Annotated in this window: 19 protein-coding genes; 15 read left to right on the top strand and 4 right to left on the bottom strand. The window is 73.0% G+C overall.

Features of this window, described 5'->3' with window-relative positions; genetic code table 11:
* The first annotated feature begins 72 nt into the window (after positions 1-72).
* Positions 73-1,035, top strand: coding sequence for an MBL fold metallo-hydrolase (locus ACH54P_RS07335; RefSeq protein ID WP_489911575.1), 963 nt, complete (start codon positions 73-75; stop codon positions 1,033-1,035).
* Positions 1,032-2,567 (top strand): FAD-dependent monooxygenase, encoded by a 1,536-nt coding sequence (locus ACH54P_RS07330; RefSeq protein ID WP_489911574.1) that lies wholly within the window; start codon positions 1,032-1,034, stop codon positions 2,565-2,567. The genes ACH54P_RS07335 and ACH54P_RS07330 overlap by 4 nt, the downstream gene beginning before the upstream one ends.
* On the opposite strand, the gene ACH54P_RS07325 is transcribed toward ACH54P_RS07330, so the two are convergent.
* The gene (locus ACH54P_RS07325) at positions 2,469-4,682 is read right to left on the bottom strand and encodes a discoidin domain-containing protein (RefSeq protein ID WP_489911573.1); all 2,214 of its coding nucleotides are present in this window, start codon (positions 4,680-4,682) and stop codon (positions 2,469-2,471) included. The genes ACH54P_RS07330 and ACH54P_RS07325 overlap by 99 nt on opposite strands.
* Positions 4,683-5,155: 473 nt before the next feature.
* Here ACH54P_RS07325 and ACH54P_RS07320 point away from each other — a divergent pair, with 473 nt between their 5' ends.
* Complete coding sequence (locus ACH54P_RS07320; RefSeq protein WP_489911572.1) at positions 5,156-6,862, top strand: discoidin domain-containing protein; 1,707 nt, start codon at positions 5,156-5,158, stop codon at positions 6,860-6,862.
* Positions 6,859-9,783, top strand: a complete 2,925-nt coding sequence (locus ACH54P_RS07315) for a glycoside hydrolase family 3 C-terminal domain-containing protein (protein WP_489911570.1) — start codon at positions 6,859-6,861, stop codon at positions 9,781-9,783. Before ACH54P_RS07320 ends, ACH54P_RS07315 begins: the two co-directional genes overlap by 4 nt.
* Here the strand turns inward: ACH54P_RS07315 and ACH54P_RS07310 are convergent.
* Together ACH54P_RS07310 and ACH54P_RS07305 are read right to left on the bottom strand one after the other, a co-directional pair.
* Complete coding sequence (locus ACH54P_RS07310; protein WP_489911569.1) at positions 9,726-10,772, bottom strand: LacI family DNA-binding transcriptional regulator; 1,047 nt, start codon at positions 10,770-10,772, stop codon at positions 9,726-9,728. The genes ACH54P_RS07315 and ACH54P_RS07310 overlap by 58 nt on opposite strands.
* 76 nt (positions 10,773-10,848) lie before the next feature.
* Positions 10,849-13,893, bottom strand: a complete 3,045-nt coding sequence (locus ACH54P_RS07305; protein WP_489911567.1) for a discoidin domain-containing protein — start codon at positions 13,891-13,893, stop codon at positions 10,849-10,851.
* 274 nt (positions 13,894-14,167) lie between these two features.
* On the opposite strand from ACH54P_RS07305, the gene ACH54P_RS07300 reads away from it, so the two are divergent.
* From ACH54P_RS07300 to ACH54P_RS07280, 5 genes are all read left to right on the top strand, one after another.
* A complete protein-coding gene (locus tag ACH54P_RS07300) occupies positions 14,168-14,929 on the top strand; it encodes a sulfite exporter TauE/SafE family protein (protein WP_489911566.1) in 762 nt (253 codons plus the stop codon).
* A 78-nt stretch (positions 14,930-15,007) separates the two neighbouring features.
* Positions 15,008-17,272: a xanthine dehydrogenase family protein molybdopterin-binding subunit gene (locus ACH54P_RS07295; RefSeq protein ID WP_489911564.1), complete on the top strand. Its 2,265-nt coding sequence runs from the start codon at positions 15,008-15,010 to the stop codon at positions 17,270-17,272.
* Positions 17,269-17,742 (top strand): (2Fe-2S)-binding protein, encoded by a 474-nt coding sequence (locus ACH54P_RS07290; RefSeq protein ID WP_489911563.1) that lies wholly within the window; start codon positions 17,269-17,271, stop codon positions 17,740-17,742. The genes ACH54P_RS07295 and ACH54P_RS07290 overlap by 4 nt, the downstream gene beginning before the upstream one ends.
* Positions 17,739-18,554: an FAD binding domain-containing protein gene (locus ACH54P_RS07285; protein ID WP_489911561.1), complete on the top strand. Its 816-nt coding sequence runs from the start codon at positions 17,739-17,741 to the stop codon at positions 18,552-18,554. The genes ACH54P_RS07290 and ACH54P_RS07285 overlap by 4 nt, the downstream gene beginning before the upstream one ends.
* 112 nt (positions 18,555-18,666) lie before the next feature.
* A complete protein-coding gene (locus ACH54P_RS07280; RefSeq protein ID WP_489911560.1) occupies positions 18,667-19,386 on the top strand; it encodes a flavin reductase family protein in 720 nt (239 codons plus the stop codon).
* 28 nt (positions 19,387-19,414) lie between these two features.
* Here the strand turns inward: ACH54P_RS07280 and ACH54P_RS07275 are convergent, their stop codons facing one another.
* Entirely contained in the window at positions 19,415-20,338 is a 924-nt protein-coding gene (locus tag ACH54P_RS07275; RefSeq protein WP_489911559.1) for a hypothetical protein, read from the bottom strand.
* 113 nt (positions 20,339-20,451) lie between these two features.
* Here ACH54P_RS07275 and ACH54P_RS07270 point away from each other — a divergent pair, with 113 nt between their 5' ends.
* The 6 genes from ACH54P_RS07270 (at position 20,452) to ACH54P_RS07245 (ending at position 25,739) form a co-directional block, all read left to right on the top strand.
* Positions 20,452-21,375 (top strand): 2-dehydropantoate 2-reductase, encoded by a 924-nt coding sequence (locus tag ACH54P_RS07270; RefSeq protein ID WP_489911557.1) that lies wholly within the window; start codon positions 20,452-20,454, stop codon positions 21,373-21,375.
* A 151-nt stretch (positions 21,376-21,526) separates the two neighbouring features.
* Complete coding sequence (locus ACH54P_RS07265; RefSeq protein ID WP_489911556.1) at positions 21,527-22,369, top strand: ESX secretion-associated protein EspG; 843 nt, start codon at positions 21,527-21,529, stop codon at positions 22,367-22,369.
* A gap of 20 nt (positions 22,370-22,389) precedes the next feature.
* Positions 22,390-22,857, top strand: a complete 468-nt coding sequence (locus ACH54P_RS07260) for a hypothetical protein (protein ID WP_489911555.1) — start codon at positions 22,390-22,392, stop codon at positions 22,855-22,857.
* An 8-nt stretch (positions 22,858-22,865) separates the two neighbouring features.
* Positions 22,866-24,836, top strand: coding sequence for a hypothetical protein (locus ACH54P_RS07255; protein ID WP_489911554.1), 1,971 nt, complete (start codon positions 22,866-22,868; stop codon positions 24,834-24,836).
* Between the two features lie 4 nt (positions 24,837-24,840).
* Positions 24,841-25,185, top strand: a complete 345-nt coding sequence (locus ACH54P_RS07250; protein WP_489911553.1) for a type VII secretion target — start codon at positions 24,841-24,843, stop codon at positions 25,183-25,185.
* Positions 25,182-25,739, top strand: a complete 558-nt coding sequence (locus ACH54P_RS07245) for a YbaB/EbfC family nucleoid-associated protein (RefSeq protein WP_489911552.1) — start codon at positions 25,182-25,184, stop codon at positions 25,737-25,739. Before ACH54P_RS07250 ends, ACH54P_RS07245 begins: the two co-directional genes overlap by 4 nt.
* Positions 25,740-25,762: the final 23 nt, after the last annotated feature.

Raw genomic sequence — 25,762 nt, 5'->3', positions numbered from 1 at the left:
TCCCCGCGGGGATCCGGCGGGTTAGCCTGGCCGCGGATAGTCAAACCTTTGACGACCAAAGGAGCGCTCGCCGTGACGAAGAAAGCCTTCGCCTCTTCGGCCGACCTGGCGGAGAAAGCGCAAACCCTCGAAGTCCTGGACGACGGCGTCTACGCGCTGACCGCCGAGGGCGACCCGAACATCGGCGCGATCGAAGGCGAGGACTTCCTCGTCTGCTTCGAAGCGCTGGCCACGCCGGTCGCGGCCGCAGAGTGGCTCGCGAAACTGCGGGAGCACACCGACAAACCCGTGCGCTACCTGGTGCTGAGCCACTACCACGCGGTCCGCGTGCTCGGCGCGTCGGCGTTCGACGCGGACGTGATCGTCGCCCACGAGAACACCCGCGCCCTCGTCGCCGAGCGCGGCAAGGAGGACTGGGAGAGCGAGTTCGGCCGGATGCCGCGGCTGGCGAAGGGCGCGGAATCGGTGCCGGGCCTGACCTGGCCGACGCTCACCTTCTCCGACCGGCTCACCATCGACCTCGGCGGCGACCGCGGCGACCTGGTCCTCCAGTACTGCGGGCGCGGCCACACCGAGGGCGACATCGTGGCCTGGCTGCCGCGCCGGAAGATCCTCTACGCCGGCGACCTCGTCGAGGCCGAAGCCGCGCTGTACACCGGCGACGCGTTCCACCGCGACTGGGCTTCGTCCACTTTGGACCGGGTTGCCGGGTTCGGCGCCGAGGTGCTGATCGGCGGCCGCGGCGGGGTGAGCCGGGGGAGCGGCGAAGTCGACGCCGCCATCGCGCAGACCCGGCACTTCCTGAACACCATGCTCCGCGAGGTCGGCGCGGTCCGCGACGCCGGCGGCACGCTCAAGGAAGCCTTCGAACGCACCCACGCGGCCCTGAACGACCAGTACGGCCACTGGCCGATCTTCGAGCACTGCCTGCCCTTCGACGTCTCCCGGCTGTGGGACGAGCTGGGCGGCATCGAACGGCCGGTGGTGTGGACCGCCGAACGCGACCGCGAAGTCTGGGACCAGCTCCAGGGATGAGGGTCGCCGTCCTCGGCAGCGGCCCGGTCGGCCAGACGGCCGCGCTGCTGCTCGCGCGCTGGGGCGTGCCGGTCGTGCTCGTCGACGAGCACGAGGTGCGCGATCCCGTGGGGTCCAAGGCCATCTGCCAGCAACGGGACACTTTGGACGTCTGGGCGTCGCTCGGCGCGGGCTGCCTGGCCGAGGAAGGCCTCACCTGGACGACCGCGCGGACGTTCCACCGCGCCACCGAGCTGTTCGCCCTGAAGCTGCCCGACGGCGGATCGGCGCTGCCGCCGTTCGTCAACCTGTCGCAGGCCCGCGTCGAGGAGGTCCTGGACGAGCTCATCGAGCGGCAGCCGCTGATCGACGTCCGCCGCGGCCACCGCGTCACCGGCCTGACCCAGCCCGGCCGGGTGGTCGTCGAGTGCGCCACGGCGGAGGGGACGCGCCGGATCGAGGCCGACTACGCGATCGCCTGCGCGGGCGCGCGCGGCGACACCGTGCGGCGGGCGCTCGGGCAGCACCTCGAAGGCGTGTCGTTCCGGGACCTGTTCCTGATCTGCGACATCCGGGCCGACCTGCCGGGCTGGGCCGCCGAGCGCCGGTTCTACTTCGACCCGCCGTGGAACCCCGGCCGCCAGGTGCTCATCCACCCGTGCCCGGGCTCGGAGTTCCGCATCGATTGGCAGGTGCCCGAGGACTACGACCTCGCGGCCGAGGAGTCGGGCGGGGCGATGGAGGCGCGGATCCGGGCGATCATCGGCCCGGCGCCCTACGAGGTGGTCTGGCGGTCGGTGTACCGCTTCCACACGCGGCTGGTGCCGCGGATGCGGGTCGGCCGGGTGCTGCTGGCCGGGGACTGCGCGCACCTCGTCGCGCCGTTCGGGGCGCGCGGTCTCAACTCCGGCGTGGCCGACGCGGAGAACGCGGCCTGGAAGCTGGCCGCCGTCCTGCGCGGCGACGCGGGGGAGGAGCTGCTGGAGAGCTACCACACGGAGCGGCACGCGGCCGCGGTGGAGAACGCGGCCGTCACCACGGCCACGATGGACTTCCTGGTGCCCCAGGACGACGAGCAGCACCGGCGCCGCCTGGACGTCCTGACGCGCGCGGCGCACGACCCGGCCGCCTGCGAGCAGGTCGATTCGGGGCGGCTGGCGGAACCGTTCTGGTACGTCGATTCGCCGTTGACCACGCCCGATCCGCTACGGCCGTTCGCCGGGCGGCCACCGCGTGGGACGGTCCCGCCGCCGGGACCGGGAGTGCTGCTCCCGGACGTCACCGTCCCGAGTGGACGGTTGCGGGACCTGGCGCGGCAGGGGTTCCTGCTCCTGACGACGCCGGGCGTGCGGGCGGACGGTGCGCGGTCGGCGGAGATCCCGGTGGGCGGGGTGCTGGGTGCGCGTCCGGGCGAAGCCTGGCTGGTCCGCCCGGACGCGTACGTCGCCGCCGTGCTACGGGTAGGAGACCAGCGGGCTCACCTGGTGCCCGGTGTTCGCGGCGTCACCCGAATCGTTGATGACGTGGGCGATCGTGCCCACACCGCCGAGTGACACCGAGACGAGGTTGTGGAACCGGACGCCGCCGTTGTTCGGCACCTCGAACGAGTGACTGGCCACAATGGACGGGTTGGTGTTGAAGAAGCAGTAGCTGCCCAGTCCCCAGCCTTCGTGGCTGGTCACCGAGTCGGCCACCTTGTACGCCGCCCAGCCCTGCCGTCCGCCGCCGCTGGACCAGGACGCCTGGTCCGGCGGGTCGTACGGCAGCTCGTTCTGGAAGAAGTACGTCCGCCCGCCGTTGCCGTTCCAGAGCACCTCGTACTGCTGGTAGTGCTCGACGAACAGGCCGTACATCGTGACGTTCGCGCCGTTGACGACGAGACCGTTGGCCGCGGTGTTGACGTTCCAGCCGACGCCGTACGAGTGGTCTCCGCGCCACAGCCACATGTGGTCGCCGATGACGTTGCTGGAGTTGACCACCAGGGTCTGCGTGGCCTTCCCGACGGCCGCGCCGCCGATCCGGAAGAACACGTCGTGCAGTGACGTCGGGTCGGCCGCGTGGTTCGCGGTCGAGCCCGGCTGGCCGACCTGCACCAGCACCGGCGAGTTGACCGCACCCGCGTCGATCAGCAGCCCGGCGATCTTCACCCCGTCCACATCGGACGTCGTGATCGCGGCGTTGCCGTTCGTCGGCGTCAGCGTCGCGAGACCGAGGCCGAGCACCACGGTGTCCGGGCGCGTGACGTTCAGCGCCTGGTCGAGGTGGTAGACACCCGGCGTGACCAGCAGGTTCTTGCCCGCGGCCAGCGCGGCGTTGAGCGTCGCCGCCGAGTCGGACGGGTGCGCGACGTAGAACTCGCTGAGCGAGATCGACTGCCCGGCCGGGGCGCCGTGGCCCCAGCTGGTGCCCGAGGAGTTCTGCCGCAGCCCCGGGACGAACACGTTGTAGCTGCCGGAACCGTCGACGTAGAGGAACGGCTTCTCCCGGATCACCGGGGTCTGGCCGACGACCGTCTCCGGCGGGTTCGGGAACGACGCCGGCGGGGTGCCGGTCGAGCCGACGAACACCATGTTCCAGACGCCGCCCTGCCACCCGCCCAGCTCGCTGTTGCGGGTCAGGAACTGCTGCTGCGAACCGGAAACGGCGACGCCGTCGATCTTGCTGTCGGCGATCAGGCCGCCGCTGGCCCAGCCGTCGCCGCCGTTCCACAGCTGGATCTGGCTGCCCCGCAGGTGCATCCGGCGGTAGGGCGCGGCCTGCGCGACCGCCCAGCGCTCGACCTGGCCGGCCGGCAGCGTCACCGAGAGGTTCTCGGCCGACCGCCAGAAGTTCTGCGTCGCGTTGCCCTTGTTGGCCGGGTTGTCGCCCTGCTGCAGCCAGTCCGCCTCGACGCGGACGTGGCCGTTGAGGTTGACGTCGTCGGGCGAGAGGCCGAGCCCGGCGACCTGCTCGTAGAAGCCGAGGTTGACGTCGGCGTTGTAGTTGCCCGGCTTGAAGAGCACGGCGTAGCGCTCGTTGCCGAACTGGTTGGTGTGCTGCTGGTCGGCGATCTGCGTCAGCCGGCTCTGGATCGTCGCGGCCGGGGTCGAGGGGTCGAACACCGACACGTTCGGCCCGAGGTCCGGGTTGCGTGGGTCGGTCGGCGGGATGGTCGTTCCGCCACCGGTGCCGTGCACGGCGACTTCCCAGAGCGAGTAGCCGTAGCCGGTCGCCCGCTGGGTGCCGTAGACCCGCAGGTAGCGCGCGGTGCCGGTGAGGGGCACGGTCTGCGTGCCGCCGGCGCCGGTGGTGGTCGAGTACGCCGTGGTCCAGCTGTTCGCGTCGGCGGACAGCTGGACGCTGAACGCCTTCGCGTACGCGGCTTCCCAGCTGAGGACCACGTCGCAGAGCTGCTGCGCGGAACCCAGGTCGACCTGGAGCCACTGCGGGTCGCTGAACGCGCTGGACCAGCGGGTCCCGGTGTTGCCGTCGACCGCGGCGGGCGCGGGGGTGCCGCCGTTCTCGGTGGACGACGCCGTCGCGGCGTGGCCCTGGGCGAGGTTGGTGGTCCCGCACGCGGCCGCCTGGGCCGGTGCGGAGCCGACCACCGCCGCGGTGGTGACCGCGGTGACGAAGGTGGTGGCGATGACGAGGAGGCGGTGTACGGGGGAGAACGTCGTTGATCTCATCGGCCTGCCTGCTGATCGGGGGAGGACGTGCGAAACGGACCGGGCGGGCCCCACAGCTCGCGCCGGCGTCGGGTGGTGCGGCGGGTACGCGCCCCGGAGCACCCGCCCGGCGCCGTGAGCCGGAGGAGCGGTACCGGGTGGTGCGAGGAGCGCGAACCAGTCAGCCCGAAGGGGTTTGTCGCGGCGGAACTGTCCCGGTGGCGGTCACGGAACCGGTTCCGTCGATGAGTTCGCAGTTAACAGCGCCGGGTTCGGCGGAGTCAAGGTTCCGGCGCGGATTCGTTCGGCCGGACCAGTCTCCCGCGTGGTCCGCGACCGTCCGGCGCAGCGCCGTTGACATTTTACGGCTCTTTATTTATATCCTGAACTAAGAGCGTGCCGCGGAGCGGGACCCACACCCGCGCCGAGGACCACGTGAGCCGATCCGCGCCGGGGCAAGGCCGCCCCGGCGCCGGTTCGCCGTGGAGGTGCCCATGCAACGCCGCCTGCCGAGGACCCGGGTTCTCGCCGTCCTCGCCCTCACCCTCGCCGCCCTGTTCACCGCGCCGGTGGCCGAGGCCGCGCCCGTCCTGCTCTCCCAAGGCCGTCCGGTGACGGCGTCCTCGACCGAATCCGCGGCCTTCCCGGCGTCGGCCGCCGTCGACGGCGATCCCGGCACCCGCTGGTCCAGCGGCTTCGGCGACCCGCAGTACCTCCAGGTCGACCTCGGGTCCAGCCAGCAGCTGTCCCAGGTCGTGCTGAACTGGGAAGCCGCCTACGCCAAGGCGTTCACGATCCAGGCGTCCGCCGACGGCGCCACCTGGACGTCCCTCTACTCGACCACCACCGCGACCGGCGGCAACCAGACGCTGACCGTCACCGGCAGCGGCCGGTACGTCCGGCTCACCGGCACCCAGCGGGCCACGCAGTACGGCTACTCGCTGTGGGAGTTCCAGGTCTTCGGCGGGGGCGGCACGACCCAGCCCGGTGACGTCCTGCTGTCCTACGGCAAGCCCGGCACGGCGTCCTCCTCCCAGGACGACGGCGCCTGCCCCGGCTGCCTCCCGGCGAAGGCGTTCGACCACGACCCGGCCACGCGCTGGGCGACCAGCGCGACCACCGGCTGGGTCGACCCGGGCTGGATCACCGTCGACCTCGGCGCGCCCGCGGCCGTCCACCAGGTCGTCCTGCAGTGGGACCCGGCCTACGCGGTCGCCTACCAGCTCCAGGTGTCGAACGACAACGCGAACTGGACGACGCTCTACTCGACCACCACGGGCAAGGGCTTCAAGGAAACGCTGACCGTGAACGGTTCCGGCCGGTACGTCCGGATGTACGGCACCGCCCGGTCGAACGGCTACGGCTACTCGCTGTGGGGCTTCGACGTCTACGGCACCGGCGGCAACCCGACGCAGCCGCCGCCCGCACCGCCGGCCCCGCACTTCCCGGGCACGCTGGTCTGGAGCGACGAGTTCAACGGCGCCGCCGGGGCGAACCCGGACGCGAGCAAGTGGACGGCCGAGACCGGCCCCGGCGTCAACAACGAGCTCGAGTACTACACGAACAACAACAACGCCAAGCAGGACGGCCGCGGCAACCTCGTCATCCAGGTCCGCCGGGAGGTCACCCCGGGAAGTGCCTGCCCGATCGACCCGATCAGCGGCAGCGGGACCTGCCAGTACACCTCGGGCCGGATCAACACCGCGGGCAAGTTCAGCTTCACCTACGGGCACGTCGAGGCGAACATCAAGGTGTCCGGCACGCAGGGGCTCTGGCCCGCGTTCTGGCTGCTGGGCGCCAACTTCTTCAGCGGCACGCCGTGGCCGAACTGCGGCGAGATCGACATCATGGAGCACGTCGGGAAGTCGCCGAACCTCGCCTACTCGACGATCCACGCCCCGGCCTACAACGGCGCCGGCGGCATCGGCGCGCCGTACGACTTCGGCCAGGACGTCTCCGCGGGCTTCCACCGCTTCGGCCTCGACTGGGACGCCACGCACATGACCTTCTCCGTCGACGGTAACGCGTTCCAGACGATCAACCGCGACACCGTGGAGAGCACGCGCGGGCCGTGGGTGTACGACCACCCGTTCTTCCTGATCCTCAACAACGCCATCGGCGGCGACTTCCCCGGCCCGCCGGGGGCCGGGACCGTGCTCCCGCAGGACATGGTGATCGACTACGTGCGGGTCTACCAGTGAGGACCGGGTTCCGGCGGCGGCTCGCGCTCATCGCGGGCGCGTCCGTCGCCGCCGGTCTCCTCACCGCCCCGCTGTTCACCGCCCAGGCGGCTCCGGCGCTGCTCTCCGAGGGGCACGCCGTGACCGCGTCCTCCACCGAGAACGCCGCCTTCCCCGCGAGCGCGGCGGTCGACGGCGATCCCGGGACCCGCTGGTCCAGCCTCGCCGCCGATCCGCAGACGCTGCAGGTCGACCTCGGCTCGGCGCACACCCTCGACCAGGTCGTGCTCCAGTGGGAGGCGGCGTACGCCAAGGCGTTCACGATCCAGGCCTCGGCCGACGGGACCCAGTGGTCCACCGTGTACTCGACCACGACCGGCACCGGCGGCACCCAGGCGCTGCCGGTGTCCGGTAGGGGCCGGTACGTCCGTCTGACGACGACCCAGCGGGCGACCCAGTGGGGCGTGTCGCTGTGGGAGTTCCAGGTCTTCGGCGACGGGACCGCGCAGGCGTGCGGCAGCGCGAACGCGGCGCTGCGGCAACCGGCGACGGCCTCCAGCGTCCAGTCCGGCGCCTTCCCGGCGTCTGCGGCGTTCGACGGCGACGGCGGCACGCGGTGGTCGAGCCTGGCCGCCGACCCGCAGTGGATCCAGGTCGACCTCGGCAGCGCGCGCCCGGTCTGCGGCGTCGACCTGACCTGGGAAGCCGCGTACGCGAGCGCGTACACGGTCCAGCTGTCCACCGACGGGACGTCGTGGGCGACGGCGGCGACCGTGACCGGCGCGGGCGGCACCGAACACCCCGCGGTCTCCGGTACGGCACGGTACGTCCGGGTGAACGCGACCGCCCGGGCGACCCAGTGGGGCGTCTCGCTGTGGGAGTTCGCCGTCCACACCAGCGACAGCGCACCCCCGACGACCGGGTGTCCGTGGGTGGGGTCCACCGCGCCGGTCGCCGACCGCGTGAACCAGCTGATGGCCGCGATGAGCCCGCAGCAGAAGGTGAAGGTGCTGCACGGCAACGGCGCGACCGGGCCGTACATCGGCAACACCGACGCCGTGCCCGAGCTGTGCATCCCGGCGCTCGGCCTGCAGGACGGCCCGGCCGGGGTCGGCGACGGCCTCGACGGCGTCACCCAGTTCCCGGCGCCGGTGACGGCCGCCGCGACCTGGGACACCGCGCTGCTGAACCGGTACGGCACGGCGATGGGCGCCGAGTTCGCGGGCAAGGGCGTCGACATCGCCCTCGGCCCGACGATCAACCTGGTCCGCGACCCGCGCTGGGGCCGGAACTTCGAGACCTACAGCGAGGACCCGTACCTCGCCGGGGCGGCCGGGACCTCGACGATCCAGGGCATCCAGAGCCAGGGCGTGATGGCACAGGCGAAGCACGCGGCCGCCTACAACGTCGAGGCCGGGGCGTCGCGCGGCACACCGTCGGACAACGTCGTCATCGACGACCGGACGCTGCACGAGCTGTACCTGCCGGCGTTCCAGCAGGTGGCGAGCCAGGGCCAGGTCGCGTCGATGATGTGCGCGTACAACCGGATCAACGGCGTCCCCGCGTGCCAGAACGCCGGTGTGCTCACCACGGCGATCAAGCAGGACGCCGGGTGGGGCGGCTTCGTCGGCTCCGACTGGGGTTCGGCCACCGGCGGCGCCCGGCAGCTGGCCAACGGCGGGCTCGACATGGAGATGCCCGGCGGCGCGTTCTTCGGCCAGGGCCTGCTCGACGCCGTCGCACGCGGCGAGGTCACCCAGGCCCGCGTCGACGACATGGTCCGGCGCGTGCTGACCCAGATGTTCCGGTTCGGCGTCTTCGACCGGGCTCGGCGGGGTACGCCCCAGTCGGTCGTGACCAACGCGGCGAACGTGGCGACCGCCCGGGACGTCGCCGCGGCCGGGTCGGTGCTGCTGAAGAACACCGGCGTCCTGCCGCTCACCGCGGCGGTGAAGTCGATCGCGCTCTCCGGCGGCGACGGGATCGACCCGCAGAACATCGGCGGCGGCAGCGCCAAGGTCAACCCGTCCCCGGCGTCGGTGAACCCGGTCAACGGCATCAAGGCCAGGGCGGGCGCCGGCGTCACGGTGTCCTATGTGGACGGCGCGGGCGAGCACGTGCAGACGCCCGACATCCCGGCGGCCGTGGCGCAGGCTCGCACCGCGGACGTCGCCATCGTGTTCGCCAGCTACGGCGAGTCCGAGACCGAGGACCTCGACACGATCGACCTGCGGTTCCAGCAGAACGAGCTGATCGACGCGGTCGCGTCGGCCAACCCGCGCACGGTCGTCGTGCTCAACACCGGGTCGGCGGTGACCATGCCGTGGCTCGGCAAGGTCGCGGCGGTGATCGAAGGCTGGTACCCGGGGCAGGAGAACGGCAACGCGCTCGCGTCGCTGCTCTACGGCGACGTCAACCCCTCGGGCAAGCTGCCGGTCAGCTTCCCGAAGCAGCTCGCGGACCTGCCCACGGCGAACGTCCAGCAGTTCCCGGGCGCGAACGACCGGATCGAGTACTCGGAGGGCCTGAACGTCGGGTACCGCTGGTACGACAGCCGGAACCTCGAGCCGCTGTTCCCGTTCGGCTTCGGCCTGTCGTACACGACGTTCGGGTTCTCGAACCTGGTCGTCACGCCGCAGGGCACGGGCGGCACCGCCACCGTCACGGCGACGGTGACCAACACCGGTACGCGCGCGGGCGCGGACGTCGTCCAGCTCTACGTCGGCCAGCCCGCCGGCAACGGCGAGCCGCCCAAACAACTGAAGGGATTCGAGAAGGTGCAGCTCGGCCCCGGGCAGAGCCGGCAGGTGTCGTTCCCGCTCACGCCGCGGGACCTCGCCCACTGGACCGGGTCGTGGTCGGCGAACGCGGGCCAGTACCGCGTCTACCTCGGGGATTCTTCGCGCAACGTCCCGCTCTCGGCGGCGTTGACCGTCTCCTGAGTCGATTCGCGGATCACCAGGGACGTCGGCACGATCAGCGGCTCGTCCGGCCGGGGTGCCCCACCCAGCTGGGCGAGCAGCTGGCGGGCCGCCGTCTCGCCCATCTCCCGCAGGGGCTGGCGGATCGTCGTCAAGGCCGGCTGGGTGTGCGCGGCCAGGGGGATGTCGTCGAACCCGACGACGGCGACGTCCCCCGGCACGGCACGCCCGGCCTTCCGGAGCCCGGCCAGCACCCCGGCCGCCGTGAGGTCGTTGTGCGCGAACACCGCGTCGAACTCCGGACCGGTCTCGAGGAGCTGGAGGATCGCGGCCTCGCCGCTTTCGCTCGTGAAGTCGCCTTCGATGATCAGCCGCGGGTCGAGCGTCAGGCCGGCGTCGCGCACGGCCTCGTTGAACCCGTTGAGCCGGTCGCTCGTGCAGCCGAAGTCGTGGGGCCCGGTGACGGTGGCGAGCCGGGTGCGGCCGGTGGCGAGGAGGTGCCGGGCCGCGGCCGCGCCGCCCTGCCGGTTGTCCGTGCCCACCGACGGGAACGCCGGACGGCGGCCGCGGTCGTCGATCACCACCACCGGCAGCCCGGAGTCGTGCAGCACGCGCAGGTGCCGCACCGCGTCCGGCGGTTCGACCAGCAGCAGCCCGTCGAACGCCTTCGCCGACACCTGCCGGGAGAACTCGTCCAGGGAGTCGGCGCCGCGGTTGGCGGTGCTGAGCAGCAGGCCGTAGCCCTTCGCCTCCACGACGTCGGCGACGCCCTGCAGCACCTCGCCCATCCACGGCCAGGTCAGCCCCGGTACCAGCATCCCGACCGTGCGCGTCACGCCGCGGGCCAGCCCGACCGCGCCGGCGCTGGGGATGTACCCGGTCGCGGCGATCACCTCGCGCACCCGGATCGCGGTCGCGGCGTCGACGTCGGCCTTGTTGTTGAGCACCCTCGACACGGTCGTCTTGCTCACCCGCGCGCGGCGGGCGACCTCGGCGATCGTGACGCGCATCCGTCCTCCCGGGGAGCCCGGTCCTGTGGTGCCAAGGTACTCGCCCCCGGGCCCGCCGCGAGCGGTGCGAGATCGATCAAGTCCGGACGGAAATCCGCGAAAGGCCCGCATCGCCGGTCCGCCAGCGCGTCCGGACCGCCACGTACCGGGCCGGACCGGTGCGCGCGGTCGCGTAGGTGACGCCGTCGACGCTGGTTTCGACGGTCGTGGCGGGCACGCGGCCGCGGGTCCAGGCCAGCTCGACCGCGGAAACCGCCGTCACCGCCCCGAGATCGACGACCAGCCGGCCGTCCGGCCCCGGCCGCCACGCCGTCGCCGGGTTGTCGTCGACGGCCGCGGCGGGGCTGGACATGCCCGGCGGCAGGGGCTCGGCGGGGAAGGTGGTCTTGCCCAGTGCGAGGTCGGCCAGCGGATACGGGCGGATTTCACGGAACTCGACCGGCACGGTCCGGCGCGGCGGCAGCAGCACCGGCCGTGCACGACCGCCGTCCGGGGTCACCGTGACGAGCACGGGCAGCAACCCGGCCGGCGCGGTGAGCTCGACCCGGCTTGCGTCGCGCACGACCGCTTTCACCCCGGCCGGGCCCGTCAAGGTGAACCGCGCGGGCTCGATGCGGCCTTCCGCCGCGGCGAGCGTGTAGGAGAACTCCGTGCCGGTCCGGGTGACGGTCTGCTCACCGCGGTACAGCCGGTACGTGCCCTGGTCCGCCGGGAGGGTCGCCGTGCCGCTCGCCGCGGTGCCGGAGAGGTTGAGCAGCACGAGGAAGCCGTCGGTGACGGTGGCTTCGACCGCGGCGGCGCCGGTCGTGACCCGGCCGCTCGCCGGCGCCGGACCGGGGTGCAGCTCGGCGACGAACGGCGCGGGCGGGCCGTCGGAGAGCGTGACGCGGTCGCCGGTGACGGTGAGCGGGTTCGGGCCGGCGACGGTGATCCCGGCCCGGCCGTCGATGTCCAGCCGGCCTTTCGTGCTGCTGAGCGCGGGCACCGGGTAGGTGGCGACGGGAGTCCAGGTCACGCCGTCCGGCGACGTCTCGATCCGGTACTTGCGCCCGGCGGCCGCTTCCCAGCTCAGCCGGACGCGGTCGACGGTCCGCGGCGCGCCGAGGTCGACGGCGAGCCAGCTGTCCGCGCGCGGCCGGTCCGCTGTGGACACTGCCCAGCGGGTGGTGGCGTTGCCGTCGTTGGCGTACTTCGCCTCCTTGCCCGCGCTCGCCGAGGACGCCGTCGCGGTTCCGGTCCGCGCGAGGTCCGGGCCGTCGCCGTCGCGGACCTCGAAGGCCCAGAGCGAATAGCCGTACTGCGGATCCGGCTGGACGCCGAGCATGCGGACGTGCCGGGCGGTGACCGGGGCGAACGTCAGCTCGTCGGTGCGGGCGCCGGTGCTCGCGGCCTGCGCCTCGATCGTCACCGTGCCTTCGGCGGCGGTGTAGGTGCGGTCGCCGTCGAGGCCCGGGACGCCCGGCATGGCGAGGTTGTAGACGTTCAGGACGCCTTCGCCCTCGGCGACGCCGGTGCTGGCGTACACGGCGGCGCCGGTGGGAAGGGTGGCGAAGGCGGCGTACCCGGTGTCGAAGCGGAGGACGCCGACGGTGCCGTCGAAGCCGTCGCGGACCCTCGCGTAGGCGGTGGCGTGGCGTTCCCTGACGGCGATGTTCGTGGCCGGGAGGAGCATCGGGTTCGCGCCGCCGAGGACGAAGAGCCAGTCGTCGTGGTGCGGCTGCCAGGCGAACTTCACGAACCCGGGCTTGGTGACGGTGCCCGCCCAGGCGGCGGGGGAGCGGTGGGCGAGCAGACCGGGCCCGGCCCCGAAGTCGGCGACGCCGGCGGCGTGCGTGTCGAACTCCTGCTTGGTCACGGCGTTGACTGCGCCTTGCTTGGCGCGCCATTCGTGGAGGAGGTAGCTGATGGCGAGCTCCGCGCGGGCTTCCGGCTCGTACTTGGGTTCGCCGGAGAACTTCGTGATCCGGTCGGCGGGCGCGTACGCCTGGTACGGCTCGAGCCGCGCGGCGAGCTGGGCTTCGGCATAGGCGGCACAGCGGTCGCCGAGCACCTGCGCGCGGAAGGCGAGCGGGATGACGTCCCGGCCGTAGAGGTGCTCGCGGTCGGCGACCATCGGCATCAGCGGCTCGCCGGCGTCGCTGGTCATCAGCAGCATGGTGCGCCAGAGCAGTTCGCCGTTGGGCTGCGCGGTGAGCACCTCGGGCAGCGGCGTGCCCGCGCCGAGGAAGTGCATCGAGTTGCGGCCGGACGTGCGCCAGAGCTCTTCCTGGTAGTGCGGGCCGAACGAACCGTGGTTCTCGACGAGGAAGGTGTCGTAGAGGTTCGTCGCGGTGTTCGCGCTGACCGGGCGGCCGTCGACGAGCCGCGGGTTGGCCAGGTCGGCGGCCGGCAGCCCGGCCTCGTTGCGGCTCCACGCGCCGAAGGCGTCCCGCCACGCCCGCGCCCGCGGGTCGCCCGGCGCCCACGCGAGCGCGGGGGCCAGCGACTGGGCGTAGACGCCCATCTCCTCGAGCTTGGTGTCACCTTGGAAGCCGCCCTCGAGGCCGTTGGGCGTCCAGCTGCCCGACGTGGGGTCGTCGCCGGTGCCGAGCGCGGTGGTGTAGGCGGCCTGTCCGGTGGTGATGCGCTCGACGTTCTGCCGGGTGACGTCGTCGAGGTCGGCCCACAGCAGCCGGGCGGCGAGCAGGAAGTACGACTGGAAAGTGGTGTCGAAGAACAGCTTCCGGCCCCACTCGGTGCCGCCGGTGAGCAGGTTCGACGCGGCGAAGTGCCGGATCGTGGCGAGCGTGTGGGCGCGCAGGGTGTCGCGGTCGACACCGGCGATCGCGGCGTCGTAGCCGTCGCGGGTGAGCAGGACGGCGTTGCCGAGCACCACGGCGAAGGTGAAGTCGCGCGCGGGGTAGATCCCGGCGACCGGGTCGAACTGCTGCTCGGCCCAGCGCGTGTGCCGCAGCAGCACGCGCAGGTAGGTCGCGGCGACCGGATCGGGCGGCCCGCCCGGCACGCTCGACGCCGCGACGGCGGCTCCCGCGGTGCCCGGCAGCAGACCCGCGGCCAGCACGGCCGCCGCCCCGCCCGCACCCAGCAGGCCGATCGCCCGCCGCCGGTTCAGCTCGCCCATACCCGGCCTCCGCTCGTTGACAACCTTGTCATCGCGGCGATTCTGGGACGGCGGGCGGCGGCCGGGCAAGCCCGGCGGCCGATCCCGTCCGGTTTCGGACAACGCCTGGCTAATTCGTATAACGGCCTATACCGGCGACCTGGGGCGCGCTCGTTCGCCGTTCACCTGGCCGAACGCCACGAGGCAGCATGCTCCGACCAGTCTGGACGTCGGGCCCATCCGGTGGGACCAAGCTCACCGCGGTCCGGCGGCCCCGCCGTGTTGAGATGACAACGTGATCACGGACCCCGGCGTTCTCCTCCTGCTCGTGCTCGCCGGTGTCGGCGCGGGCCTGACCGGCGCCATCGCCGGGCTGGCCTCGCTCGTCTCCTACCCGGCGCTGCTCGCCGCCGGGCTGCCGCCGGTGACCGCGAACGTCACCAACACCGTCGCCATGCTCGGCACCACCGCGGGCGCCGCCGCCGGGGCGCGGCCCGAGCTGGCCGGGCAGCGGCCGCGGCTCGTCCCGCTCTGCCTCATCACCACCGTCGGCGGCGCGTGCGGCGGGACCGTGCTCCTGCTGACCCCGGCCGGCGCGTTCACGGTGATCGTGCCGTGGCTGATCGGCGGGGCGTCCCTGGTGCTGATGGCCGGTCCGCGGCTGCGCCGGCTGGCCGAAGGCGCCGAGCACCACGGCCTGAGCCCGGCGACCGGCGTCGCCGCGTTCTTCATCGGGGTCTACGGCGGCTACTTCGGCGCCGCCGCGGGTGTGCTCATGCTCGCGTTGCTGGTGTCGGTCTGGACGCAGCCGCTCGCCCGGACGAACGCGGCGAAGAACCTGGTCACCGGCTCGGCGAACCTGCTCGCCGCGATCGTCTTCGCCGTCACCGGCAAGGTCGTCTGGCCCGCCGCGCTCGCCGTCTGCCTCGGTTCCCTCGCCGGTTCGTGGCTGGGCTCGACCCTCGTGCGCCACCTGCCGGCCACGCCCTTGCGCCTCGGGATCGGCGTCGCCGGCCTCGGGCTGGCGGTCGTGCTCGGCTGGCAGGCCTTCGCCTGAACCGACTTCCGCCCGCGGGCTGACGGCGGCCCGGGTCACAGGGCATGATCGGCGGGGTATCGGCGAGCAGGAGACCAGATGAGCATTGTCGGGACCAGGGTGGTCCGCCAGGAGGATCGGAACCTGATCACCGCGGGCGGCACCTACGTGGACGATCTGCGGGAGGAAGCGCTTTCCGGAGCCGCGCACGCGGTGTTCGTGCGCAGTCCGGTCGCGCACGCGCGGATCGAAAGCATTGACGTCAGCGAAGCGAAGGCGGCGCCGGGGGTGCTCGGCGTGTTCACCGCCGCCGACCTCGGCCTCGACCCGCACGACGCGGGACCGGTGAAGGAACCGTGGCTGGCCGACGGCGTGGTGCGCTACGTCGGCGAACCCGTCGCCCTCGTCCTCACCGAGGAGCGCTACCAGCTGGCCGACGCGGCCGAGCTGGTGGACATCGACTACGACCCCCTCGACGCCGTCGCGAGCATCGACGCGGCGCTGGCGGGGGAGACGCTGCTGTACCCGGAGACCGGCAGCAACATCGTGCAGGTCAACGGCGCGGAGGAGTTCGACAACGCGATCTTCGAAGGCTGCGACGTCGTCGTCTCGCGCACCATCGTGAACCAGCGCGTCGCGCCCGCGCCGCTCGAAGTGCGCGGCGCGTCGTGCGCGTGGGGCGAGGACGGCAGGCTGACGGTCTGGCTGTCCACGCAGAACGCCCAGATCGCCCGGTCGCAGCTGGCCGCGAGCCTCGGCGTCGGCGAGGAGTCGGTGCGCGTGATCGCACCGGACGTCGGCGGCGGGTTCGGCGCGAAGATCGGCGCGGACCCCGAGGCGACCGTGCTCGGCTGGGCCGCCAAGCGGCTCGGGCGGCCGGTGCGCTGGGTCGAGTCGCGCAGCGAGAACCTGACGGCGATGACGCACGGCCGCGCGCAGCAGAACACCGTGACCATCGGCGGGAAGCGCGACGGCACCGTCCTCGCCTACCGGCTCGACGTCATCCAGGACGCCGGCGCGTACCCGCGGACGCTGTTCCTGCCGACGCTGACCGAGATGATGGCCGTCGGCGTGTACCGGTTCCCCAAGGTCGAGACGCGCAGCCGTGCGGTCGTCACGAACACCACGACCGTCGCCGCCTACCGCGGCGCCGGCCGCCCGGAGGCGACCGCCGTTCTCGAGCGCGTGATGGACGTGTTCGCCGCCGAGATCGGGATGGACCCGGCCGAGGTCCGCCGCGTCAACTTCATCCGGCCCGACGAGTTCCCGTACCGGACCCCGACCGGCGCGTCCTACGACACGGGCGAGTACGCGGCGGCGCTGGACAAGGTCCTGGAGGCCGCCGGGTACGCCGAGCTGCGAGCCGAGCAGCGACGGCGGCGCGAGGCGGGCGACCCGGTCGAACTCGGCCTCGGGATCGCGTCCTACGTCGAGATCACCGGCGGCGACTCCGGTGGCGAGAGCGGCCGCGTCGACATCCACCCGGACGGCTCGGTCGTCGCCTGGACCGGCAGTTCGCCGCACGGGCAGGGGCTCGGCACGTCGCTGGCGATGCTGCTGTCCGACCAGCTCGGCGTGCCGCTGGACCGGATCACCGTGCGCCACGGCGACACCGACGAGGTGCCGAAGGCCATCGGCACGTTCGGCTCCCGGTCGCTGCAGCTGGGCGGCTCGGCCATCCGGCAGGCGGCCGACGAGGTGATCGCCCAGGCCCGCGAGCTGGCGGCCGACCTCCTCGAAGCCGCGCCGGACGACCTCGAGCTGGACGCCGAACGCGGGGTCTGGCAGGTCCGCGGCGCGCCGTCGAGCACCGTGCTCAGCTGGGCGCAGGTGGCCGAGCGGGCGTCCGACGGCAGGCTCTCCGCCGACGTCTGGTTCGGCGGCGGCACGCCGACGTTCCCGTTCGGCGCGCACCTCGCGGTGGTCGAGGTCGACACCGAGACCGGGAAGGTGGAGCTGCGCCGGATCATCGCCGTCGACGACGCCGGCCCGATCGTCAACCCGCTGACCTTCCGCGGCCAGCGCCACGGCGGGCTCGGGCAGGGCGCTGCGCAGGCACTGATGGAGGTCGTCACCTACGACGAGGACGGCAACCCGACGACCGCGACCCTGGCGGACTACTCGTTCATCACCGCCGTCGAGCTGCCCGACTTCGAGCTCGTCGACATGGCCACCCCGACCGACCGGAACCTGCTGGGCGTCAAGGGGATCGGCGAGGCGGCGACGATCGGCTCGACGCCGGCGGTGCACAACGCCGTCGTCGACGCGCTGTCCGCGCGCGGCGTCACCCACCTGGACATGCCCACGACCCCGATCCGGGTCTGGGCCGCCATCGAAGAAGCGCAGAAGGAGAACGAGCGGTGAAGGTCTCGATCGAGGTCAACGGGCGGCCGGTGGCCGAGGAGGTGCCGGACCGGACGCTGCTGGTGCACTTCCTGCGCGACACCGTCGGGCTCACCGGCACGAACATCGGCTGCGACACGACGTCGTGCGGCGCCTGCACGGTGCTGCTCGACGGCGAGTCGGTCAAGTCGTGCACGGTGCTGGCCGCGCAGGCCGACGGTCACGCCGTCACCACCGTCGAGGGGCTGTCGGACGGCTCGGACGACGGGCTCCACCCGGTGCAGCGGGCGTTCCGCGAGCAGCACGGCCTGCAGTGCGGGTTCTGCACGCCGGGCATGATCATGGCGTCGGTGTCGCTGCTGGCCGACAACCCGAAGCCGACCCGCGACGAGGTGCGGGCCGGGCTCGAGGGCAACCTGTGCCGCTGCACGGGCTACCACAACATCGTCAGCGCCGTGATCGACGCGTCGGGGCAGGAGGTGGACCGGTGATCCCCGCCGAGTTCCGCTACGAGCGGGTGTCCACAGTAGACGATGCCATCGCCCGGCTGGCTTCGTTGGGCGACGACGCCAAGGTGCTGGCCGGCGGGCATTCCCTGCTGCCGCTGATGAAACTGCGCCTGGCCGCGCCGGAGCACCTGATCGACATCGGGCCGCTCGACGAGCTCCGGTACGTCCGGCTCGACGGCGACGACGTCGTGATCGGTGCGCTGTCCCGCTACCGCGACCTCGTGCAGGACGCGGTGCTGCTGGAGCACGCGCCGCTGCTCGCGCACGTGTCCGCTTCGGTGGGTGACCGCCAGGTCCGCCATCGTGGCACGATCGGCGGCTCGCTGGTGCACGCGGACTCCGCGGCCGACCTGCCCGCGGCGGTGCTGGCCTCGGACGCGGTGCTGGTCGTGCGCGGCCCGGCGGGGGAGCGGCGGATCCCCGCGGCGGAGTTCTTCCTCGGCCCGTTCACGACGCCGCTGGAGCCCGCCGAACTGCTGACCGAGATCCGGGTGCCGCGCCAGACCGGCGCCGGGTGGGGTTTCGAGAAGTTCACCCGCCGCGCGATCGACTGGGCGATGGTGGGCGTGGCCGTCGTCGGCGGCCGCGTCGGGCTGGTCAACATGGGCGGGGTCCCGCTGCGGGCGTCGGCGACCGAGGAGGCGCTGGCCTCGGGGGCCTCGATCGCCGAGGCGGCGGCCTTGGCGGCGGAGGGCACGAACCCCCCGGACGAGCCCCACGCGACGGCCGAGTACCGCCGCCACCTGGCCCGCGTCCTCACCCGGCGGGCGTTGACCCAGGCCGCCGGGTCCTGAGCGCAGGTGCCGGCCGTTGCCCGGATGTCCCGGGCAACGGCCGGCACCGGCTCGGATCGCGACGGCCGATTCCCGCCAGCGGCGGTCCCTTGTGGACGGCAGGATCGACGTCGTGAAGACGGAAACCCTTGCGCACACGGCCATCGAGCCCGGTATCCTCTACTTCGGCACCCCGGTGGTCCTCATCTCCAGCACGAACGAAGACGGCTCCGCCAACCTGGCCCCGATGTCCTCGGCGTTCTGGCTCGGCTGGCGCGCGATCCTCGGCCTCGGCGCCCGCTCGAAGACGGCCCAGAACCTCCTGCGCACCCGCGAATGCGTGCTGAACCTGCCCTCGGACGCCCTCGCCGCGGCGGTGGACCGGCTCGCGCTGACGACGGGTTCGGACCCGGTGCCCGCCGGGAAGGCTCAGCGCGGGTACTTCCACGTGGCGGAGAAGTTCGAGCGGGCCGGTCTCACGCCGGTTCCGTCGGAGACCGTGGCGCCGCCGCGGGTCTCCGAGTGCCCCGTGACGATGGAGGCGGTCGTCGAGGCGGTGCACCCCGTCGCGGCCGACGACGAGCGGCAGCGCGGGGCGATCGTGGCCATCGAGGTGCGGGTGCAGCGGGTCTTCGTCCACGACTCGATCCGGTCGGCCGGTACGGAAGACCACATCGATCCGGATGCCTGGCGGCCGTTGATCATGAGCTTTCAGAAGCTCTACGGGCTGGGACCGCAGGTTCATCCATCGACGTTGTCCCGGATTCCCGAGCGGTTGTACCGGGGACCGGACATCGACCGGGCTCGTGAAGCGGCGGGCCGGCGAGGCTCGGAAAACGATCCGGCGCGGTGAGGCGGCGCCGCGGCACGACCAGCCGCCGTCACGTCGCGTTGAGCCGGGCCAGCACCGGCGCCAGGGTCTTCACCCCAGCGGTCACCGCGGCGCGGCCCTTCGCCGAACCGACCAGCGGCTGCTCCGTCATCAGCACCACGACGTACCGCCCGCCCACCACCCCCGTCGTGTTCAACACCAGGGCGTTGCGCAGGATCATCCAGCCCTGCTTGACCTGCCACGACATTCCCGGCAAACCGTCCGGAATGCCGAAGTACTGGTCCCAGCCGTCGTCGGCGGGGTTGCGCGCGTGGCCCAACGCCGACAGCAACGGCGCGGCCACCTCGTCCGGGACCACGTCCTCCAGGTACTCGTACGTCGCGACGACGTCGGACGCGCTCGTCTTCGCCATGCCCCACTGGGTCGGGTCGGTGGGCGGGGTCGTGTGCGGCAGGCCGATCAGGGCGGCCGTGCGCGTGACGATCGCGTTGCCGCCGTTCTGCTCCCAGAACGCCGAGGCGATCGCGTCGTTGCTGCCCTCCAGCATGTCCGTCAGGTTGTCGACCGCGTCCTGGTCCGGGAGGGCCCACGTGCCCGTGGTGTCGTCGTGCACCTCGTCTATCGCGATCAGCAGCTTGACCACCGACGCCGTGTAGTACGGCCGGTCCGCGTCGAGGGATGCCAGCTGTTTGCCGGACTCGCGGTCGTACAGCGCGAACCCGACGCTCGTGCCGCGCGAGGCGGCCGTCACCGCGGCGGCGACGTCGGCCGCGACCGAGGACAGGTCGGGGTACGGGACCTCGGACGTCGACGCCACCGGGCTGATCGCCGTGTCCTCCGGCGGGGCGGGCACGGCGGTCTCGGCCAGCGGCGTGACGCGCTGCCCGTCCGCCGCCGCCACCAGCAGCCCGGCCGTCAACGCCGCCGCGGCGAGCCCCGCGCCCGCGAGCGTCCAGCGGATCCGTCTTCCCATGCCCGTCCAACGGGCGGCCGCCGCGGATCGACCTGTCGTTTCGCTGTGTCTTGCTGTGGAAACGCTGTGGTCCACGGGCTGGGACACCCCGGCCCCGGGCGTACCGTCGGGGCGTGAACGACCTGAAGATTCTGGTGGTGGGCGCCGGCGCGACCGGCGGGTACTTCGGCGGACGGCTGCTGCAGGCCGGCCGGGACGTCACCTTCCTCGTCCGGCCGGGCCGGGCGAAGCTGCTGCGGGCGCACGGCCTGCGGATCGTCGGGCTCGGCGAGGAGACGGTCCTGGAACCGCGGCTCGTCGGGACCGGGACCCTGGACGAGACCTACGACCTGGTTCTGCTGGCGGTGAAGGCGACCGCCTTGACCGCGGCCATCGACGATTTCGCCCCGGCGGTCGGCCCCGGCACGCTGATCCTGCCGTTCCTCAACGGGCTCGCGCACCTCGGCACCCTCGACGCGCGCTTCGGCGAGGCCGCGGTCCTCGGCGGGGTCGCCAAGGTGATGACCACCCTCGACGACGACGGCGCGATCCGGCGGCTCGGGCCGCTGCAGAGCCTGGACTACGGCGCCCGCACCGAGCCGGCCCCGCCGCGGCTGGCCGACGTCGGTGCGGCGCTGGGCGGAGCCGGGTTCCCGGCCGCGGTCAGCGAGCGGATCACCGAGGCGATGTGGGCGAAATGGGTGTTCATCGCCGCGATCGGCGCGGTGAACAGCCTGATGCGCGCCACGATCGGCGACGTCGTGGCGGTGCCGGGCGGCGCGGAGTTCGCCGAAGCCGTCGTGGCCGAAGCCGCTGCCGTCGCCGCGGCCGCCGGGTTCCCGGTGCCGCCCGCGGACCTCGAAGCCACCCGCAAGACGGTGACCGACCCCGCGATGGGGGGATCTTCGCTGTACCGGGACCTGCAGGGCGGTCACCCGGTCGAGGTCGAGCAGATCTTCGGCGACCTCACCGCCCGTGCCCGTGAGCTGGGCGTTGCCGTGCCGCTGCTGGATCTTGTCACCCTCCAGCTGCGCGTGCACCAGCACCGCATCGGGTGAGCGGTCACCGAGGGCGCTTTGCCCGCACAGGCACCGGAATCGTGGTCTTTCGGGCACCCGGGTGGCGGCGCCGACGCGCGGTCTCCGGGCACTGCTAATGTTCGTAAGGAGAGTTGCTTGAAGGTTTGACGAACGAAATCGGCGAGGGGAAATGGCGGACAGGTTCGAGTTCGTCCTCGAGGTTGTCGAAGCCCTCGTAGTCGGCCGGGCGACCGGCGGCGACGTCCGGCGGTACCCGCTGCGCGCCGGGAACCTCCCGGCCGACCCGGTGCGGTTCGTCCGGGTCGCGCGGCAGGTGTACGACGCGCTCGAGGAACGACGGCTTTCGGTGTCGGGCGAGCTGCACCCCAGCGTGCGGACGGCGTTCGAGCTGCTGGCCCAGCCCCGCGTGTCGGTCGCGGTGAGCGGGATCGACGGCCTCGGTGCCGACGTCGCCGTGCTCGTGGTCAGCGACGGCGCCCAGGCGCTCGGCATCACCCAGGCCCCGGACACCGACGACCTGCTGTTCTCGCTGTTCGCGGACGAGGAGCTGGTCGAGGTCGTCACCGGCGTGCTGCCCCCGGCCCCGGCCGCGACCACCGGCAGGCACGTCGTGCACCGCGCGGCCGGGCGCGAGGTCTCGGCCATGGCGGCGAAGCGCATGGCGGACGCGGAGTTCGACGAAGAAGAGACCGATGCCTTCGGCATGATCGAGGTCAAGGCCGTGGTCCGGCCGGGCCGCCGTCCGCCGGCGCCGAAGCCGTCGGACGTCGCCGTGCTCGAGCGCGTGCTCGCCGAACCGCGGCTGGGCGGCGGCCACATCGCCGTTTCCGCGCAGGGCAAGCGCGGCGAGCGCGTCGCGGGTGACCCGCTGAGCTGGCTGGACACCGCCGACGGCCGCTACCTGGTGCACACCAAGACCGGCGACGCGGGGGAGCTGACGGCGGAGTACGTGCCGGCCGGCCGCGCCGACCTCGCCCGCGCGATCCGCGACGCGATCGCCGCCGTCTACTGAGCGGGAAGGAACAGCTTCTGATGACGGAAGAGACCGAGGCGACGGCCCAGGCTCTCCAGGCGACCGCGCAGCTGCAGTCCGCGGTGACCCCCGAGGCGAGGACGATGGCCGCGGTCCGCGTCGGCCTGGCCGGCGCCCAGCTGAAGCAGCTCGCCAAGTCCGGCGGTTTCGCCATCGACGACACCACGGGCAACCAGCTGATCGAGGCGCTCGAAGGCGTGCTCGAGTCGCTGGAGGCGCGCTGGGCCGCGCTGCAGCGGCTGCACGACGCCCCGGCGATGAGCCGGACCGCGACCGGCCAGTGGGTTTCCGCGCACATGGTCAGCACCGCGGCCGACGAGCACGGCCTGGTGACCCAGCTGCAGGCCGCGCGGCAGGAGTTCCCGACCTACATCGAAGCCATCAAGCTGGCGAAACAGAACTACAAGGAGCGGGAGGAGACCACGCGCACGACGCTGACCTCGCTCCCGACCGCCGACCAGAGCTGAGGGAGACCGTGGCACCCACCGCCGAATCCGTGTCGGACCCCTCGTCCCCGGACTACAACCCGCGCAGCCCGCTCTACGACGTGACGGCCGATTCGTCGTCGAAGTACTACGTCGGGCCGCTGAAGACGGACAGCTCGCCCTCGGGCGACGAGATCCGCGAGATGGCCACCCGGCAGGTCGACGACGAGATCCGGCGCGGCTGGCTCGGCCCGGTCGTCGACCCCGTCCTGCGCGACCGGAAGATCCAGGACCTCTACGAGCAGCACCTCGCCGACGCCAAGCACGGGCTCGACGAGGGCCTGGCCATGCGCGAGAACGGCGGCGCCCCGCGCACGCTGTGGGACAACGCCAGCCACGAGCAGATGAACGAGGCCATCACGCAGGACGCCAACCCGGCGACCGTCGCGGAGACCTCGGAGGAGTGGGTCCGGGTCGGCAACGACCTCGGCACGCACCAGAAGACCCTCGCCGACGCGATCTCCGCGAGCACCAGCAACTGGCAAGGTGACGCCGGCGACGCCGTCCGCGAGCACCTCGCCGGTGTCGGCAAGTGGCTGGGCGCGACCGCGCAGGGCGCGACGCTCGCCGGGCGGCAGCAGGAGATCCACTCCCAGGCGCTCAACGAGACCCAGCGCCAGATGGCCGCGAACCCGCCGGTGCAGTTCGACCTGCAGTCCACCAACCAGCGCCTGCAGTCGATGACCGACCCGGTGCAGTACGCCGCGGCGGCCGGCGAGGCCATGCAGACCTACCGGGCCCAGCAGGCCGCCCGGGAGCACGCCGCGCAGATCATGACCCAGTACGACGACACCATCGGCGGCGCGGTCGCCACGCCGAAGTTCCCGGCCCCGCCGAAGCTGCCGACCGCCACCGCGACCGCGTACCAGTCGGCCAGGCCGGCTTCCGGCGGTGGCGCGGGAGCGGACGGCGCCCTCCAGCCGTTCCTGTCGGGGACCCCGATGGACCCGGCGTCGGACGCGGCGGGGGCGCGGATCCCGGCCGGCCTGAACGCGGCGGCGCTCGACGGTTCGGGCGGCGCCGGCGGCGGCGCGGGTGGCAGCGGGGCCGGCGGCAGCGGCGCGGGCATGCCCGGCATCCCCGGCGACGGCTCGGGCGACGGCTCGGGCTCCGGCTTCTCCGGCAGCGGCATCCCGGGTGGCTCGGGTGCCGGTGGTGCGGGCTTCTCCGGCAGCGGCATCCCCGGCAGCGGCGCGGGTGGCGCCGGCGGCGCGGGCTACACCCCGCCGAACTTCGAGACTCCCGACCTGCCCACGGGCGGCAACTTCAGCGGCGCCGGCATCCCCGGCTCGTCTCTGCCGGGCTTCGACGACTCGACGACGTCGTCGGGCTTCTCGCCGTCCGGGATCGGCTCCGGGGGCGGCGGCACCGGGGGCAGCGGGTTCACCCCGCCCAACCTGAACGTGCCGGACTTCCAGAGCGGCGGCGGCACCGTCCGCGGCGGCAGCCCCATCCCGGGCTTCACCCCGCCCGGCATCGACCCCATCACCGGGCTGCCCACCGGCACCGGCGGGCTCAACACCCCGGGCGGCGCCAAGATGCCGACCATCGGCCGCGGCGGCGGGATCAACGGCGACAGCATCGCGAGCCGGCTCGGTGGCCTGAGCGGCGGCGGGGGTGGCGGCTCCCTCGGCGGGATCGGCGGCTCCGGTGCCGGAACGGGCGCCGGCGGCGCGGGGATGCGCGGCGCGGGCAACCTGAGCGGCGGCGCGGCGTCCGGCGCGGCCGCGGAAGCCGAAGCGCTGGCGGCGCGCAACGCGGCAGCGTCCGGGAAGGCCGGCGCGGCCGGCGCCCCGGGCATGGGCGGCATGGGCGCCGGAGCCCGCGGCGGCAAGAAGGAAGACGACAAGGAACACAAGTCGGCCGACTACGTCGAAAACGACGACCCGAACTTCTTCGCGGGCGAGCAGGTGGTCGCGCCCCCGGTGATCGGCGACTGGAAGAACCAGGATTGGAAGTGAACGCATGACGGCGGCTGGTTTCGAGGTCGAACCGGACGACCTGGTCGCGCACGCGAGTCACGTCGACAGCCTGGTGGACCGGCTCAACACGGCCGTTTCGGCGGCCGACACGGCGATGTCGGACCACGCCTACGGGCTGCTGTGCGCGTTCCTCCCGCCGATCATCCGGCCGACGGGCGAGCAGGCGAAGGACACGCTGACGGCCTCGATCGAGGGCGTGCGCGGCCTTTCGGACAACGTCCGGACCGCGGCGCAGTCCTATCGCGACGGTGAAGAGGGCAACGCGCAGCCGTTCGAGCGGCAGCTCACGGCCGCGCCGCGCGCGGCGGAATCGAAGGTGACGGCATGACGGGCCCGAACGCCCTGGGTGACCTGATGGGGGACCCGGACGAGACGATCCGCCGGATGGACGACTGGGCGGCCGGGTTCGCGGCGAAGGCGCAGCGGTACCAGGCGGCGCAGGAGCAGACCGAACGGCTGCGGCTGACCGCGACCAGTTCCGACGGCGCGGTCAGCGTCACCGTCGGCGCGGACGGCACCGTCAGCGAACTGACCTTCACCAACAAGGTCAAGTCGTTCCCGCTGGAGGAGCTGTCGCGGCAGATCCTGACCACGATGCGCCGCGCGCAGGCCGGCATCGCCGACCGCGTCGCCGGCGTGATGGCCGAGCAGCTCGGCGACGAGGACCGCGAGACCCGCACCGCGCTGCTGGACTCCCTGCGCGGCCGGTTCCCCGACCCCGACGACCCGGACGACCAGGCGCCGCCCGCCGAGCCGGGCCCGGTGCCGCCGTCCCCGGCGGGTGGCGCGGCGGTCCCGCCCGCCCCCGCGGCCCCGCAGGCCTCGCCGCCGCCGCGGCGGCCCGCCGCCCGTCCGGAGGACGACGACAACAACCCGTGGTGACCGGGTTGTCGGGAAGGTTGTGC

This window comes from Amycolatopsis sp. N2S4-7 (assembly GCF_058119595.1).
The sequence above is the reverse complement of the archived record's forward strand: the minus strand, read 5'-3'. Positions and strand labels throughout refer to the sequence as shown.

Excerpts from the sequence above, each read along its gene's own strand:
- ACH54P_RS07275 (WP_489911559.1), bottom strand. The coding sequence starts at position 20,338 with ATGGGAAGACGGATCCGCTGGACGCTCGCGGGCGCGGGGCTCGCCGCG.
- ACH54P_RS07330 (WP_489911574.1), top strand. The coding sequence starts at position 1,032 with ATGAGGGTCGCCGTCCTCGGCAGCGGCCCGGTCGGCCAGACGGCCGCG.
- ACH54P_RS07295 (WP_489911564.1), top strand. The coding sequence starts at position 15,008 with ATGAGCATTGTCGGGACCAGGGTGGTCCGCCAGGAGGATCGGAACCTG.
- ACH54P_RS07250 (WP_489911553.1), top strand. The coding sequence starts at position 24,841 with ATGACGGCGGCTGGTTTCGAGGTCGAACCGGACGACCTGGTCGCGCAC.
- ACH54P_RS07325 (WP_489911573.1), bottom strand. The coding sequence starts at position 4,682 with ATGAGATCAACGACGTTCTCCCCCGTACACCGCCTCCTCGTCATCGCC.
- ACH54P_RS07320 (WP_489911572.1), top strand. The coding sequence starts at position 5,156 with ATGCAACGCCGCCTGCCGAGGACCCGGGTTCTCGCCGTCCTCGCCCTC.
- ACH54P_RS07305 (WP_489911567.1), bottom strand. The coding sequence starts at position 13,893 with ATGGGCGAGCTGAACCGGCGGCGGGCGATCGGCCTGCTGGGTGCGGGC.
- ACH54P_RS07260 (WP_489911555.1), top strand. The coding sequence starts at position 22,390 with ATGACGGAAGAGACCGAGGCGACGGCCCAGGCTCTCCAGGCGACCGCG.
- ACH54P_RS07265 (WP_489911556.1), top strand. The coding sequence starts at position 21,527 with ATGGCGGACAGGTTCGAGTTCGTCCTCGAGGTTGTCGAAGCCCTCGTA.
- ACH54P_RS07310 (WP_489911569.1), bottom strand. The coding sequence starts at position 10,772 with ATGCGCGTCACGATCGCCGAGGTCGCCCGCCGCGCGCGGGTGAGCAAG.
- ACH54P_RS07245 (WP_489911552.1), top strand. The coding sequence starts at position 25,182 with ATGACGGGCCCGAACGCCCTGGGTGACCTGATGGGGGACCCGGACGAG.